Below are 14,729 nucleotides of genomic sequence, written 5' to 3'. Positions count from 1 at the left end.
GTTCGACGGCTACGGCGGAGGCGCGAGGAGCGGTCACGAGGTCACCAGGTCCGCGAGCGGCACGGGCGCCGGCGGGAAGCGGCGCGGCTCGCACCGCTCGTAGATCGGCCCGTCGTAGCGCGGCGTCGCGTCGGCTGCCGCGGCCTCGCAGCTCGAGCCCCAGGTGAGGACGGCCTGGCCGTTGTCGGCGTACTCGACCGGCAGGTCCGTCATGTGGTGCGAGTGCGGGAGCGTCGACGTCATCGAGCAGCCCCAGAGGTAGCCGTCGTAGACGACCATCGACGTGCAGCTCACGCGATCACCCGGTCCCACTGATCCCAGGCGACGAAGCCCGCCATCAGGGCGACCCCGGTCCAGCAGCCCGTGAGCAGAAACCGATCGCGCTCCGCCGCACCCCGACGGTGGGCGGCGATCACGCTGACGATCGCGGCGCCGGCCGCGCCGAGCGCGACGCAGCTTGCACCGAGGGCGACGAGGACGCTCACGGCAGAATCTCCACCACGACCGGATCGGTCGCCAGCGGCTCGTTCGCGCGGCCTGCGCGGCTCGTGGTGTGCCAGAGCTTGTTAGTGTCGTTGACGTCCTTTTCCGCCCCGGTCAGGTGAACGCGGACGGGGATGCCGGGACGGCCACCCACCTTGATCAGGAACAGGCCACGGCCAGGCGGGTCCGCTTCCTTCCCGGAGACGCCATCCCAGGCGGGCGGGTCCTGCCAGCTCGTGAGCATCTCCTGCTCCTTCGAGGACAGCGGCACCGCCGACGTGAGCAGGGGCATCTCCGCACCGGGAAGGCCGCCGCAGATGACCATGCCGGAGCGTTCCACGAAGCCGCGAGCCTTCATCCGGTCCTCCTCGCTGGAAAGCGCGAGGAGGTCGGACATGGTGTGGCTGATCATCGCCAGGCCGACACCGCGGGCACGGTTCAGGCGGGTGAGCGCGTCGACGCGATCGACCATGCCCTTTCCCGCCCGCAGCGCCCGCCACAGCTCGTCCAGGATCACGAAGTAGTGCCGGCGGGGCTCGATCCCCGCGTCGGCCAGCGCCGCGGCGACGTTGACCGTCCCGAACCCCGCGGACCAGCATGCAAGGAGGATCGCCGCCTGGAGGTCGCCTTCGGAGTCATCGATTGAGGACACGTCGTAGACCACGGGCCGGTCCCGCCGCATGGGGGTCGTCGTGTGGCGGGAGAAGATCTCGCCCAGCCGGCCGCCGGAGGTGAGGCCGATGAGGGAGGCTTCGAGGTTCTCGGTGATTTCCTTGTACCGCTTGAGGTCGTTGCGGTCGAGGGCGACCTGTCGAATCTCGTCCGGCGCGGCTTGGATGACGGCGAGGAGGTCTGCGAGGACGGGGATGCCCTCGTGGTGCTCGTCCAGGTACTTGAGCGCCCGGTCGATGATCGTCTCCTCCCGGTCCGTGGGCGGCTGGGAGCGGAGGATCGTCAGGAGCGCTGCGATCATCGTGTGCCGGCGGCCGTGAGCGTCCGCGAGGACCTGTGCGGCGAGGCGCTGCGCTTTCACCGCGCGCAGGTGCAGTTCCTTGGAGTCGCCGCCGCGGGCGTCGAGCTCCGCGGCTTGCTCGAGCGCCTGGTCGGCGTCGTCGCGGAGGCGCTTCGCCGCGCTGGTCGCCTCGCCGGGGTCGAGGATGTTGAGGTAGCCGCGGTCGCGGCCGAGGGTGATGACCTGTCCTTCCATCGCGCGGATGAGGTCCACGTAGTCGGGCTTCAGATCTCCGAGGACCAGCGGGATGGTGCCGTATCCGGCGAGCCCGGTGGCCATGCGGCGGGTCAGCGAGGACTTCCCCAGTCCCGGCTTGCCGAGGACGAACATCGATGGGTTGGAGATGAGCTGCGCCCGCTGGAACCAGCTGATCGGGTCGCACAACACGGAGGCCCCGGTGGTGAGGTTCTTCCCCAACGGCACGCCGATCATGGGCGTGCCGGTTCCGACCGAGAACGGGTACAGCCCGCACACCTGCACGGTTGTCGCGCGGAACTCATCGGCGGGCTGGATCGAGATGGCCTGTCCGCCGCCGCGGCCGAGCCATCCCGTCGACGTCGGCCGCATCGGGCGCTTCGGCGCCGACTCCTTCTCGATGTTCTGTCTGCCGCCCTGGTGCGGGATCGCTCGCTTTTTCCGCGACCGCTTGGAGGGCTTCTCGCGGGCGAGAGGAGAGCTGGCGGCGCGAGCTGCGGCGGCGTCCTCCTCTTCAGCCTTCCGCGCGCGGCGTGAACGGGCGCGAGCGTCCGTCGATGTCGCCGCGGCCTGCGCCGTCGTCGGGGCTCCGACCGCGCCCGTGGGCGTGGCCGAGTCGAGCGCGTCGACGTCGCCGGCGTCCTCGCTCTGGTCGACGTCGACGGCGCCGGTCGGCAGCTCGTCTCCGTCGACGTCGGCGGGGGCGTCGACGGGCTCGGTGTCGCGGTGGCGGGAGAAGAACTTGGTGGTGCTGCTCACTGGGGGCCTCCAAGAAGGGTCGGAACGACGACAAAGACGGGTGAGGGCTGAGGGTTAACCCGGGACGGCACCGGACGTGTGTCCAGTGCCGTCCTGGTGGTGGCGGGGTGTGTCACAGGATTTCCCGCATTTCGTTGGGGATGCGCAGGTGCCGGGGCAGGACCAGCCCCAGCGGGAGCGCGGCGGCGAAGGCGGAGTCCTGCGACCCGAACGCCGGCCGCATCCGCAGTCGGGCGGCTGAGGTGAGGGAGTCGATCGCGGCGCGCGCTTCGGGCTCCTGGCCACGCTGCAGCGTGGTCGCGGTGACGATCAGGCCGAAGTTCATCAGCCCGGCGCCGGAGGCTTCCTCCGCGGCCGTCGCCTGTGCAGAACGTGTGGATAACGTGGAGCGGGCGGTGGGCTTGGTGGACGCGGAGGAGTTGAACTGGGCCGCGTTCAGGTCCGCCTCCACCAGCGCCGCCGCTCGAGCGGGATCGATAGGCCGGTAGAGCAGTGTCACGCGCTTGCGGGCGATGTCACGGTGCGGTGCGAGCAGGCGGGCGAGGATGTTCGACTGGACCACGCCGCGCGGCGGGGCGGTCATCGTCCACGACGTCGACACCGCTCCGTCGTGACGGTAGGAGTCCCAGTGCGCTTCGGCGCCCGCAGGGCCGACGTCGGTCCAGGACAGGTCCGCCGTCTCGCCCTCTGCGCGCGCCTGATCGATCAAGAGCGCCGCGTCCGGGTCATACGCGGTGCGGATGACCTCGCACAGCTCCTGCGCGCTCAGGGGCCGCGCGGCGCCCGCCCCCGTCGCCGCGAGAGAAGACGTCAAGCCAGGGATACGGGCGGAGAGGTCCGCGGCGACCTCCTTGGCATTGCGGCGCTTCCCGTTGATCCGCGCCGTCGCCGTGAACGTGAGCGCGATGTAGGCGTGGATCGTGGCCGATCCGACCGGGTAGGTCTCTACGACCTCTTGGAGCATTGCTCGCGCGAACAGCGGCGCGTCCGGGTCCATCGACCCCTCGACCTCACCGCGCAGGCGCGTGCCCGTGTCGGGAGCCGTCTCGACCGTCACGGAGGCCGCCTCGATGCCGGGCTCGTCTCCGAGGTTGGCGAGCCAGATGCCGTACTCCGCGACCTGGTTGTTGATCTGCTCCTGATCCACCAGCGCGGCGCCGTCCGGCTCCGTCGCCAGCACGACGGTGAAGTGCTTTGTCATCGGGGTGCTGATCAGAGCAAACCGGCGACCGTGGGAGTCCTCGTGCTCGGTGAGCTGAGACGCCGCGGCCAAGCCCGGCAGCTGAAAGGTGCCCCACTTGGCACGTCCGGTCGGGCCGGAGCGGTAGATGTTCGCTCCCTTGCTCTTGGTACGCCACCAGTTCACGCGGACCACCATCCTTCCGAGGGCGCTCTGCCCGTGCTTGTCCTTGACCGAGACGGTCAGGAGGATGCCGCCGAAGATGGCGGCGACGATGAGTGCCGGCCCAAGGCCGGAGAACATGGACGCGATGATCGAGGCGACGATGCCCACGAACATCACGAGGGTGGCGAGCTGCCCGAGCCCGCCGAGACCGGCGGTCTGAGGCTTTCGCCAGTTGCCGTACGTACGAGCCTTGGTCGGCTCGGTTGCTGTGCTCGACATGGGTTAGCTCCCGCTCTCGTTGCTGCCGGTCGCCTCTTCGGTGCCGGCCTTCACGGCCTGCGCGGCACGCTTCGCGCCCTCCGCGGCCTTCGTTGCGACGGCGATACCGGCGCCAATCGGGCCAGCCGCCGCCGCGGCGCCGCTCGCGGCTGCCCCGGCCCCGGCGCCGCTCGACGCGGCAGCTCCCGCGCCGCTGGTCGCCGCGCTTCCCGCACCAGCACCGGCGCCGCTGCCGACCGTCGATGCCGACCCTGACGGGTCCGCGGCCGACGTCGACGCCGGAGAGCCCGGTGTCGACGTGCTGCCGGACGGTCCGTCCGTGGACGAGCTATTGCCGCCTCCACCGCCGCCGTTCCCGCCACCACCGCCTCCGTTGTTGCTGGCGCGGATCGCGCCCGTCGCGACATCACCCGCGGCCGAGAGAGCCGCGGCGCCCAGCAACAGGCCCGCCGCCCCGCCACCGCCGACCGAGGAGACGGCCGGGACGAGGAAGCGCATCAGTGCAGGCAGGGCGATGAGCGCGATGAGCATCAGCGCGAGGCCCGTGACGATCTGGAAGAGCCCGGTGCCGTCTGACTTGAACAGGTCGGTGCCGGTCATCCGGAACGCGATCGCGTAGACGATCGCCGCGGCGGGCTTGTAGAGGATGAAGGCGAGGGTCCAGGCCATCGCCTTCTTGAACCACTGCCGACCGATTTCCGTGTTCGTCGCTGCGGCGGCGATCGGGAAGATGCCGGCGAGGACGACGAGCATCGCGCCGCGGAACACCATCAGCGCGATCTGCACGTAGGTCATGAACACGGCGAGCATGCCCAGCAGGAACAGTCCGATCAGGCCGATGGAGTTCTGCGACGCCATCGTCATCCCGATCATCGCTCCGACCGTCGTGCCGAAGCAGTTCGACTCCCCGTTGGTGACGCTGCAGTCGGTCGAGTTGTCGAGGATCCAGACGGAGAACGCATCGCCCGCGGAGGTCGCGAGGCGGATCACGACGAGGCCGGCCCCGGCCACGGCGATCAGCGTCAGGACCGACCCCGCGAGCTCGCGCAACGGCATCGCGCGCTGCGTCCACACCATGCGACCCGCGGCGACGAGGATCGAGAGGATCGCGATACCGCCGGTGTACCACTGCAACTGGCCCTGCACCCAGCCGACGACGCTCGAGGACTCGTTGAGGTGCATCGCCAGCGGCAGGAACCCGGTCACGAGCGCCGACGCTGAGGACAGGAGCAGCACGGCCATGATGATCACGCCGATGCGGCCCATGTGAGCCTCGCCGTCGCCGTGCCGGCGTCGGGAGGCCATCATCACGCCGGCGATGATGAGGGACATGACGGCCAGACCCGCGGACACCCACGTCACGTAGCCGAGAATCGTCTCGAACGCCTCCGGCTGCGGCGGAGTTCCGCCACCGTTCACTCCGCCGCCCTGATCCACGACCGTGACCGGCGAAGGCACGCGCACCCAGAGGGTGCCGAGAGAGGCGAGGGCCTTTCCGTAGCCCTCCATGATGTTGTTGACGAACTGCTGCAACGCATCGTTCGCAGCAACTGAGACCACGTTGCCGATGCCCTCGTTGAGCTTGCAGGGGAAGTCGAAGAAGTCGCACTCCGATGCGGGAGGCGCGGTTTCGGTGGCGAGGAGGGTCATGCGACACCTGCCCAGGGCACGTACCCGCCGAGGTTTTGTAGCGCGACGGGGTTGTAGGCCGAGTCGCCGTTGTCGGTGAGCTGTACCTTCCAGTCACCGTCTGACCAGGCAACGTCTGTTGCGCTGCTTGCGATCGATCCATTGCTGAGGCGGAAGGCGATATCGATCGTTGCGCTGTCGCCGCTGTAAGAGAGCAGCTTGAAGCCAGCAATCTGGGCGCTGAGACCCGTGTTCGACTGAGGAGTGTCCTTCGCCAGCGCTGCGTCGCGGCCGGGGCCGGGAACGGTCAGCTTGTCGGTGATGGCATCGCCCAGGCGTGCGTTCGAGCCCATGGCCCAGACGTTCGCGACCGCGAAGAGCGCGCCGTCGACGGTGTGTGCGTAGCAACGTCGCACGCCGTCATCGTCGGTGGTTCCTGGTCCGGCTGTCTCCGAGTTCGGGGCGGCCATCGTGCCGACGATGGTCCATTCCGTCGTCGGTGCGGCGGTGAGAGTTCCGGTCTCGTCGTATCCCGGGAGTCCGCACACGCTCTCGGCGTCCGCCGAGATGGTGGAGCTGGGGGTGGAGGTGCCGGGGGTGGCGGCGGTGGTGCCGCCTCCCCCGGCGTCCAGGGACGTCACGCCGAGCACGATGCCGGCGAGGGCGAGTACTCCGACGATGGCGGCTCCGACGATGAAGCCCTTCTTGGTGAACGGGTTACGCGGTTCGGAGTCGTTCATGACGTCCCTTGCCTTCCTATCGGTGCTGTCGTGATGGTTTCCCGGACGCTAGCCGCCCATGAGGAAGCCGACGATCGTGAACGCGGCGGACACGATGATCACGCCGACGAGCAGGCGGCCGAGCCAGCCACCGATTTCGCCGCCTTCGCCGCGTCGGGCGGAGACGGTCATGGTGACGCCGAGGATGATCAGGCCGACGACGGCGACGCCGAGGCCGACCCACTTGGCCCAGCCCATGACGGTGGTGAAGGAATCGAATCCGGGGGGCATGCCGCCGGGGCCCGGGTCCGGGACGACGGCGCCGAGCGCGCCCGCGGTGGTGAGGATGTCGGCCGCTGCCGAGATGAGGACAGACATGGTGTGTGCTCCGTTTCGTGGTGGGTGGTGCGGGGTGATCGGCGCCGCGGTTGCGGCGTCGAAAGGGTCCGGTTATCCGGTGGTGAGGGGGCCGTCGGCGTAGGCGACGTCGAAGTGCAGGTGGTTCGGGGTGTCACCGAACTGGGTGATGTGCTGGTACGTGGTCGAGCGGCACTGGATCTGGCCCGCACGCGAGCCCTGCGGCACCTGCGGGTCCAGGACGTCGAGGAGCTGGAGGGCGTTGGGGTCGCAGCCGGTCGTGGCGGTGCCGGCGAAGCTGTAGAAGTCCACGGCGTTGCCGCCGCCGTTCATCCAGTGCGAGGAACCCGTGCCGGCGCCCAGGAGCGAGCCCGTGCACTGGCGGTTGAGGTCGGAGACGCCGATCTTCCCGAACGTGTTCAGGGCGATCGTGATGATCTGGAGAATGCGGACATCGATCGCGCAGTTCTCCTTGGGGGTGCCCGCAGCCATGTCGCGGATCTGCTGCGCGTACCGGTCCTCGAGAAGGATCAGGTTGCCGGCGTCCATCGCCGCGACGAGGTTCGCTGCGAGAGCCTGCGCATCGCCGGACACAGCGACGCATCCACCGACCGGCGCCGGTGAGGCGGGCGCCGTGCCGATCGGCGTCGACGGAACACCCACCGGCGCCGCCGTCGTCGGCGCGATCGTGCTGCTGCCGAGGCTGTTGAGGTAGGTCATGATCGCCACGGCGTCGGCGCGGTACTTCGTGTAGTGGTTCGGGTCGGCGTTGCGCTGGACCTTGTTGATCGCGATGGACGGTTCCATCGCCTGCCAGCCCTCGACGGCCACGAGGCGGTCGTAGAAGAAGCCGGCCGAGGTCGTCGGGTCCATCCGCTGCTCGACGGTGCCCCAGCTCGACTGCTGCTGGAACAGGCCGATCGAGTCAGCGACCGACCCGTCCGGGTTGATCGCGCCGTCGCCGTAGCTGATGTTCACCAGCGAGGACTCCCCGATCGCCGTCTGCACGCCGAGGGTCTGACCATCGGCGCCGAGGCCCTTCGCGGCGCCAGCGTTGACGATCAGTGCTGCGTTGACGAGCTGGTCGTGACCGTAGGCGCCGACCTTCGCGTCCGCGGGGATCGCGGATACGTTCACCGGTCCGCCGCCAGGCAGGCATGCTGCGGCCGCGTCCTCAGCGGCGCCGAAGAACAGCAGCCAGAGCAGCAGTGCGATCGCGAGAAGCGGTGCCAGGACCGCCGCGAGAACCCCCATTCCCCCCTTCGCCACCGGGCTACTCCGACGCCAGGGGGGTGATCTGCTCGACAGCCCATGGACCGGTCTCGACGGTGCGGTGGACGTACACGGAGTACTCCCCCGCATCCGTGGGAACCAGGATCCGCATCGTGAAGGCGCCGTCCCCGTCCCGGACCGACGCTGCGTCGGTGAGGGTCGTGCAGGGCACGTTCGCGGGGTCGACCGTCTCGTAGGCGACGGCCGCCTGCTGCGAGAGCACCGGATACAGCTCGTTAATCCAGGTGTCGTAATCGAGACCCGGCCGGCAGTACAGCGACGTCGCTCGCGTCGCGAGTGCCGTCGTGTCTGCTTCCGCGGAGTGGTCGGTGGGGACGTCGTGGTCGTGGGGCACCGACTCGTCGTCAGTGCCAGTTGCCGGCACCTCTGCGGTCGACGTCGGAGCGCCGACGACTGGCGGAGCCGAGGTCGTCCCCGTCGACGCGGGCGCGTTCGGGTCGGCCGCGTCGACGGGGGTAGATGCGGTGGTGCAGCCCGACAGTGCCAGTACCGAGGCGATCCCGAGGACGGCCTCCGCCGTCGCACATGAACTCATGCCCAGTCGGACCATCGGCTGCTGCTCCCATCGCTGTGGGCGCAGCGCGGGGGTTCCCGCTGTCGACCTACGGGAGCGAGCTTAACAGCTCCTAGGCATGCCTAGGAAAATTTCTAGGCATGCCTAGCAAACAATTTTGAGGCTACTCGGTGGAGGGTGCCCGTTCGGTTCCCTGAGCTGCCTCGTCCAGGATCGCTGTCAGTTTCGCCAACGTCTCCGGGGACACCTCACCGAGCTTGCGCGCAGCGAACAGGCGCACGGCTCCGAGGCGTTCCGCTCGCACGAACTGCAACGCGGCCTCGACCTTCGCCGGGATCTCGTCGTTGTCCGACCCGATCAGGTAGCTCGAGTCGACCTCGAAGAACTCCGCGATGCCGCTCAGTAGCTTCGTGTCGTTGACGACGTAGCGGTTGCCGCTCGTCATGTATGTCCAGCGGGCGCGGCTCAGCTTGATGCCGCGTGCTTCTAGGAACGTGGCGAGAGCGCGATAGCTCGTCGGCTTGCCGTCGTCCGCGACGATGACGTCCATGAGCAGATTCAACTTACGAGCGAGCTCCGCTCTCTCGTGCCTCTGCTCTGGCGAGTACCAGTCGGTGTCGCTCATCACGCTCGCCCTAGACTCAGAAGCCCGCTGATGCCGGCGTGCTCGCGCTGCGGAGTCCGTTCGGTGGTGCCGCCGAGCGTCCGCGCGATCTCGTTTAGGAGTTCGCGCTCCGCGCTCGTCGGAACGAATTTTCCTGCTCTTTCGCAGTCGAGCATCTCTTTCCACCTTCTATAGAGGACGTGCTCGACTTCCAGGGTGAAGATCGAGCTCGCCAGTCCCGCACTACCCGTCAATGTCAGCTCGGGTGCCGACTTGATAGTCCGGCTCCAGACCGGAGTGGCCCGAACCAGTAGTAGACGCATCCACAGGTGATCTACGAGCGTCTCCGCGGATGCGACGGCCACTCCTAGCCCTGTACAGGCGATCATCGTACCGACGAGCCATGCGCCGACGACATCGCCGTTCGGGCCGAGGAAGAACCCCGGATCCCCCACTACGCGGTACGCGCTCGTTGCCAGATTCTCTACGAGCCACAGCAGATCGAGGGCCGCTGCAAAGCCGATCAACGCCAGCCCCCAGCGTGTTGCCCGGACCGAGTGCGCCCGCCACTCGGCTCCCACGGTGAGGATCACGTGGACGGAGAACGCACCGATGCAGATCGGCATCACGTTCCAGAACAGCTCGCGACCGATTTCCCCGCCGTACGCAGACAGGTACGTGTCGGTGGTTGGCCATGAGCTGAGAGCGAAGAGAAGGCTCTGTAGGGCGACCATCGCCACGACCACCGCTGCGACGAGCGCTTCCCAAGGGGTGCCACGCCCTCGCGTCGCTCGGATCACCATCACCTCGAGGCACCCCAGAGCCATGATGACGAGTGCTCGGTAGATCAAGTTCGTGATGTTCGATCCGCCGAGCCAGGTGTCAACGGAGTCGTAGACAACGTCGACCTGCAAGGTGCACGCGATGGTCCACAGCACGACGCCCGACGGCAGCATGGAGCGCTTCTCGCGCATCTTCTTCCGAAGGGTTGAAGCAGCGGCCACCCAGGTGACCGCGATTGTCGCGGCGTCGATGAAGCTCATCCGGCCAAGCCACGTCGCAACGCTGGTTGCGGCGTCGACAACGCTCATCCGGCGAAGACTTGCTCGAACTTGAAGTCGCGATTCGCGTGCCGTCGACGCCCGCGGAGGATGCGCAGCACCAGCAGATCCCCGATCGCCTCAGCCCGCGCTTCGCGCTCGTTCGTGAGGTCGTCGATGCCCTGGAATGCGTACGGGACCACTCTGCCCGGGTTGAGCACAGATGCGAGGAACTCCTGCACGCGCGGATCGTCACCGAGCCTCGTTTCGGAGCCAGGCTTCTCAGCCAGCATGTGACCGAGTTCGTGACCGGCGATGAAGAGCTGCACCTCGGTCTTCGCGTCAGCCGGGACATGCACCGTGTCGATGCGAGTTGTCGGGTCGCCGGTCCACGCGCCACACACTCGCTCGCCGTTGAGGCGAGGGTCCTGCTTGAACAGGATCTTTGTCCCTCGGTACCGCTCGACGTGCTTCACCAGCTCCTCGAAGCTCACTGCCTCCGGGATGCCACGATCCCTGACGAGCTGCTGGACCTCTGCTCTGCGCTGCCGGTGGTTCATCTGACACTCCCGCTTGGTTCGTCGCTCATCACGTCTCGGTAACGAGCAAGCTGCAACTTTATAGCCATGCCTAGGTCAACGGTGGAGTTGACCGGAGCCTGGGAGCTCGCCGCCATAGACTTCTGCCCCATGACACACGAGACCGCCGACAATCACTGGGACGTCGTCGTCGTCGGTGCAGGGCCGGCAGGCGCCAGCGCAGCACGCGTCGCCGCCGATCATGGAGCGCGTGTGCTCCTCCTCGACAAGGCCCGCTTCCCTCGGTACAAGACATGCGGAGGCGGACTCATTGGGGTCTCCCGCAACTACCTCGCGCCGGGTGTCTCCTACGACTTCGACCGCAGCATCAGCGCAGTCGGATTTTCTCGCCACATGGGCCGCATCACTCGGCGTTCTGGCCCGGACGCCGCGCTTGTGATGGTCCAGCGGGAGACGTTCGATCAGCAGAACGTCGATGCCGCCATTGTGGCCGGCGCCGAGTTCCGTGATGGTGTCAACGTCCGCTCGATCAGCGAAGCGGACAGCCTCGTCACGCTCACATCGGACAAGGGCACCTTCACGGCCAACATAGTTGTCGGCGCAGACGGCTCCGGTGGTCGAATCGGCCGATACGTGGGGGTCGAGATTGAACAGGCCGACCTCGGCCTTGAAGCTGAAATCCCGATGCCCAAGGGCGACCACTGGCGCAACACCGCTCTGCTCGACTGGGGTCCTCGCCCGGGCACCTACGCCTGGGTGTTTCCCAAGAAGGACTCCCTCACGGTCGGCGTCATCGAGGCCAAAGGCAATGCTCCGCACACCCGCGAGTACCTCAACAAGTGGCTCTCTCGGCTCGGCATGGCGACCACTCCCCCGCTGCACGAGAGCGGGCACCTGACTCAATGGCGCAAGGTGGGAACGCCGTCCTACCGCGGCCACGTCCTCGTGGCCGGAGAGACGGCAGGTCTCCTCGAGCCGTGGACTCGGGAAGGCATCAGCTTTGCTCTGCGCTCCGGGACCTGGGCCGGCACAGCGGCCGCGGCCGCAGCGGCCGGAGACGGTGCTGCCCTGGCCGACTACTCCGTGCAGATCACTCGAGAGCTCGAACCGGAGATCAGTGCAGGGTCGTCGCTTCTCCGCTTCTTCGAGAAGCGCTCCGCGCTCGTCCACCTCGTCACCGCTCACTCGCGACTCGGAGCCAACTACTTCTTCCGGTTCTGCAACGGCGAGACGAGCCTTGCGCGCGCGTTCCGCCACGGCTTGCTACGCCGAGCCGTGGCGCTTCTTTCGCGCGGATAGCTGTGTGTCGGGCCTCTCACCGCGCCAGCTGAGGCCACCAGCATGAAGCGCTGAGTCAAATTGGGACGGAGCGACCGCCCCCACCTGCGCTCTTACACGGGCTCCTCGGTGGTCGTGGGCGTGACATCCGTGCGTCAGCTGTTTCGCTAGATCCCTTGGGCTAGGCATGGCTAGAATCATCCCTGCGGGCCGAACGAGGTCGCGTGAGCGAGCCGGGAGGGGGGTCTTGATGCGACACGCCCTCGTCAATCCTTTCGGTTCCCGGAACTTCGGTGTTAATAGGTCCATGGCTAGCGCGAAGATCGGACGACCGTCGAAGGGCGATCGCGACACGATGAAGGTGCGTCCACCGATGACCGTCGGTGCACGTATCCGGGCAGAAGCTGACCGCAGGGGGATTCCGTACGGGGATCTTGCCGCGGCGTACCTGTGCCATGCCCTTGGCGCGCCTGAACTTGCCCCGGTTGAAATCGCCCCGGATCACGACTACGAGCAGCAGGAGTGGCCGATCGCCCAAGTCGCTTAAACGAAAAGGGCCCGCCGGTAGGCGGGCCCATCAAGTTCCGTAGCTCAAACCCTCACAGCTGCCAGGCCCAGAGGTTCGAGCTAGTTCCAACAGCGATCCGGTTACCAGCCGGCCCTCTGTTGTACCCACCCCCGCGAGGAGGAGGTGACCTCATAGTACCCAATTTTGCCGAATCTGCACCAACAGGTCCGGCGCGCCAAATCACGCCGATGATGGCGGGCGAGGCATGGTCATTGTCGCGTCGGCTAAGCCCACGTGACCACGTGCGGACGATGCGCCGAGACGCCTACGGACGCCTGGACGAGAACGCCTACCCGGTCGCCTTCCCTGTCTCCCCTGCCGCGCCGGCCGCCCCGTGGGCGATCTACCTCGCAGATGACGCAGGAGCGTTCCGGCTGCTCTGCTTCGACTTTGACGGCAAGGACTCCCACGGCGTCGACGCGGACCTCATGGAGCAGGCTGCGGACGACTGTGACGCTCTCTCCGCCGTTCTGGACGCGCACCAGGTCGCTCATCTCGTGTGCCAGTCCTCTGGGACCGGCGGCCGGCACCTGTGGATCGCACTCACCGAGGGTGCGCCAGCCGAGTTGGTGGCTCGGTTGGCGATCGCTGCTCGCGCGAACTTCCGCACGCTGGATCACGGGATGCTCTGCAATCCCCGCACCGGCGCCGCTCGACCTCCGCTGTCCCCGCACCGCGACGGCAGCTTCTCGAGCGTTCTGCGCGGTCGCGCGGAGGAGCTGCTGGATGCGACCGTCACCGCGGCCGCTATCGAGGCCGTGACCGCTGTGCTGCAAGCGTCCCGCCCGCCGCGCGCCATCGACGCCGCTCCCCCGGTCGCCGCGACCACTGCGCATCGGGCGCACCGCCAGCTCAGCGCTGCCGGCGCGGGGCACATGGCGACGGCGGGTGGCGGTGCGAATCCGTCGTGGACGGCGTTCATGTGCCTGCTCTCGGCGGCTCACGCCGGCTGGTCCCTGACCGACGTCGAGCACGCCGCTCGGACAGCTCCCGGGATGGAGCACTTTCGGACCAAGAACACCGGTCGCAGTCACCGCCGCCCGCGCTCGCGCGACGAAGCGGCCGAGCGTCTGACGCGGCAGTGGCAGAAGGCGCTCCAGTACGCGGCGCTGCACGCCGTTCTCCCGTCCGAGCGCGAGCCGGGCGACCTGGTGGAGCTGGAGAGCCTTGTCGGCGCCGTCAGCGCTCTCCTCGAGCGGTTCCGGGTAAGCCCGGGCCGGTGGGGGCGGAGTGAGCGGGCGACGTCGGAGAAGACGATCCTCACCGCCCTGGCCTACCTCACCCTGCACACCGGCAAGCGCACCGTCGCCGCGTCCATCCGAGACCTCGCCCTCCTCGCGGGCCTGGGCCGCACCACGGCCGCCAGCGCCCTGCGGACGCTGCGCGAGGACGGCTACGTGCAGCTCGCCGTCCGCGCGGACGGCTCGAACGCCAGCGAATGGCGACTGTCCGAGTACTTCTCCACAGGCTTTCTGCAAGGTCCGGTCACAACCATTAATAACCCCCGCCCCCCCGGGCCGATCTTCACCGAACGAACCATGCTCCTCACCATGCTCGAAGCCGACCTCACCGACACCCGACACGACCTCTTCACCCGCGCCGGCCTGGGACACCTGGCAGGAAAGGCCTACGCGCTGCTGCGCCGCGAAGGCACCCTCGCCCTCGACGCCGCCGCCACGCTGCTCGGAGTCACCACCCGCACCGCCGCCACCGCCCTCTCCCGCCTGCGCACACACCGGCTGATCATCAAGCACACGATTGGGTGGACCCGCGCCAAGCGCGACCTCCGCACTGCCGCAGCTCGCATCCTCGGCGTCGACGGAGCCCTCGCAGATCGAGCCCACCGATACGGCGTCGAGCGCGAGGTCTGGGCCTGGTGGCAAGCCGAGCTGACCCACCGCTCCTCCTCCCCCAGGCAACGCCCGCGCCGCCGACACGTGTCGAGCCGACCCTTGTTCGAGGACACCACTCTCGGTGAGCGCGTCTGGCCGCTCTACCCCCGCGACGCCGCCGGCCGCGGCGATCACCGCGAGGCGCTGCACTGGGGACGCACCGGCATGCTCGCCCCCGGATCGCTCTGGTGGTCCTCCACCGCTGCCTAGCCCCGACGCTGCC

Annotated in this window: 15 protein-coding genes; 3 read left to right on the top strand and 12 right to left on the bottom strand. The window is 68.2% G+C overall.

The window, feature by feature from the left end; genetic code table 11:
- Nucleotides 1–33: 33 nt before the first annotated feature.
- The 12 genes from GSU72_RS20740 to GSU72_RS20685 all read right to left on the bottom strand — a co-directional run bounded on the left by GSU72_RS20740 (nt 34) and on the right by GSU72_RS20685 (nt 10,789).
- Nucleotides 34–294, bottom strand: coding sequence for a hypothetical protein (locus tag GSU72_RS20740; protein WP_159987169.1), 261 nt, complete (start codon nt 292–294; stop codon nt 34–36).
- Complete coding sequence (locus GSU72_RS20735; RefSeq protein WP_159987168.1) at nt 291–485, bottom strand: hypothetical protein; 195 nt, start codon at nt 483–485, stop codon at nt 291–293. Before GSU72_RS20735 ends, GSU72_RS20740 begins: the two co-directional genes overlap by 4 nt.
- Nucleotides 482–2,092, bottom strand: a complete 1,611-nt coding sequence (locus tag GSU72_RS20730) for a type IV secretory system conjugative DNA transfer family protein (RefSeq protein WP_244256182.1) — start codon at nt 2,090–2,092, stop codon at nt 482–484. Before GSU72_RS20730 ends, GSU72_RS20735 begins: the two co-directional genes overlap by 4 nt.
- A gap of 469 nt (nt 2,093–2,561) precedes the next feature.
- Nucleotides 2,562–4,073 (bottom strand): SCO6880 family protein, encoded by a 1,512-nt coding sequence (locus GSU72_RS20725; RefSeq protein ID WP_208545238.1) that lies wholly within the window; start codon nt 4,071–4,073, stop codon nt 2,562–2,564.
- A 3-nt stretch (nt 4,074–4,076) separates the two neighbouring features.
- A complete protein-coding gene (locus tag GSU72_RS20720) occupies nt 4,077–5,723 on the bottom strand; it encodes a hypothetical protein (RefSeq protein ID WP_159987167.1) in 1,647 nt (548 codons plus the stop codon).
- Nucleotides 5,720–6,442 (bottom strand): hypothetical protein, encoded by a 723-nt coding sequence (locus GSU72_RS20715; RefSeq protein WP_159987166.1) that lies wholly within the window; start codon nt 6,440–6,442, stop codon nt 5,720–5,722. Before GSU72_RS20715 ends, GSU72_RS20720 begins: the two co-directional genes overlap by 4 nt.
- A 48-nt stretch (nt 6,443–6,490) precedes the next feature.
- Nucleotides 6,491–6,799, bottom strand: a complete 309-nt coding sequence (locus GSU72_RS20710) for a hypothetical protein (RefSeq protein ID WP_159987165.1) — start codon at nt 6,797–6,799, stop codon at nt 6,491–6,493.
- A 72-nt stretch (nt 6,800–6,871) separates the two neighbouring features.
- The gene (locus GSU72_RS20705) at nt 6,872–8,032 is read right to left on the bottom strand and encodes a hypothetical protein (protein WP_159987164.1); all 1,161 of its coding nucleotides are present in this window, start codon (nt 8,030–8,032) and stop codon (nt 6,872–6,874) included.
- A gap of 19 nt (nt 8,033–8,051) precedes the next feature.
- On the bottom strand, nt 8,052–8,621 hold the full coding sequence (locus GSU72_RS20700; RefSeq protein ID WP_159987163.1) for a hypothetical protein: 570 nt from the start codon (nt 8,619–8,621) through the stop codon (nt 8,052–8,054).
- A 127-nt stretch (nt 8,622–8,748) separates the two neighbouring features.
- Complete coding sequence (locus GSU72_RS20695; protein ID WP_159987162.1) at nt 8,749–9,135, bottom strand: hypothetical protein; 387 nt, start codon at nt 9,133–9,135, stop codon at nt 8,749–8,751.
- Nucleotides 9,136–9,209: 74 nt separating this feature from the next.
- Complete coding sequence (locus GSU72_RS20690) at nt 9,210–10,280, bottom strand: hypothetical protein (protein ID WP_159987161.1); 1,071 nt, start codon at nt 10,278–10,280, stop codon at nt 9,210–9,212.
- The gene (locus GSU72_RS20685) at nt 10,277–10,789 is read right to left on the bottom strand and encodes a hypothetical protein (RefSeq protein WP_159987160.1); all 513 of its coding nucleotides are present in this window, start codon (nt 10,787–10,789) and stop codon (nt 10,277–10,279) included. The genes GSU72_RS20690 and GSU72_RS20685 overlap by 4 nt, the downstream gene beginning before the upstream one ends.
- A 129-nt stretch (nt 10,790–10,918) precedes the next feature.
- On the opposite strand from GSU72_RS20685, the gene GSU72_RS20680 reads away from it, so the two are divergent.
- The 3 genes from GSU72_RS20680 (at nt 10,919) to GSU72_RS20670 (ending at nt 14,716) form a co-directional block, all read left to right on the top strand.
- Nucleotides 10,919–12,067 carry a geranylgeranyl reductase family protein gene (locus GSU72_RS20680; RefSeq protein WP_159987159.1) on the top strand — a complete coding sequence of 383 codons (1,149 nt, stop codon included), beginning with the start codon at nt 10,919–10,921 and terminating at the stop codon, nt 12,065–12,067.
- Between the two features lie 286 nt (nt 12,068–12,353).
- Nucleotides 12,354–12,593 (top strand): hypothetical protein, encoded by a 240-nt coding sequence (locus tag GSU72_RS20675; protein WP_148060332.1) that lies wholly within the window; start codon nt 12,354–12,356, stop codon nt 12,591–12,593.
- Between the two features lie 272 nt (nt 12,594–12,865).
- Complete coding sequence (locus GSU72_RS20670) at nt 12,866–14,716, top strand: hypothetical protein (RefSeq protein WP_159987158.1); 1,851 nt, start codon at nt 12,866–12,868, stop codon at nt 14,714–14,716.
- Nucleotides 14,717–14,729: the final 13 nt, after the last annotated feature.

Source organism: Rathayibacter sp. VKM Ac-2760 (assembly GCF_009834185.1).
GTDB lineage: Bacteria > Actinomycetota > Actinomycetes > Actinomycetales > Microbacteriaceae > Rathayibacter.
This window is presented reverse-complemented; position numbering and strand designations above follow the sequence as displayed.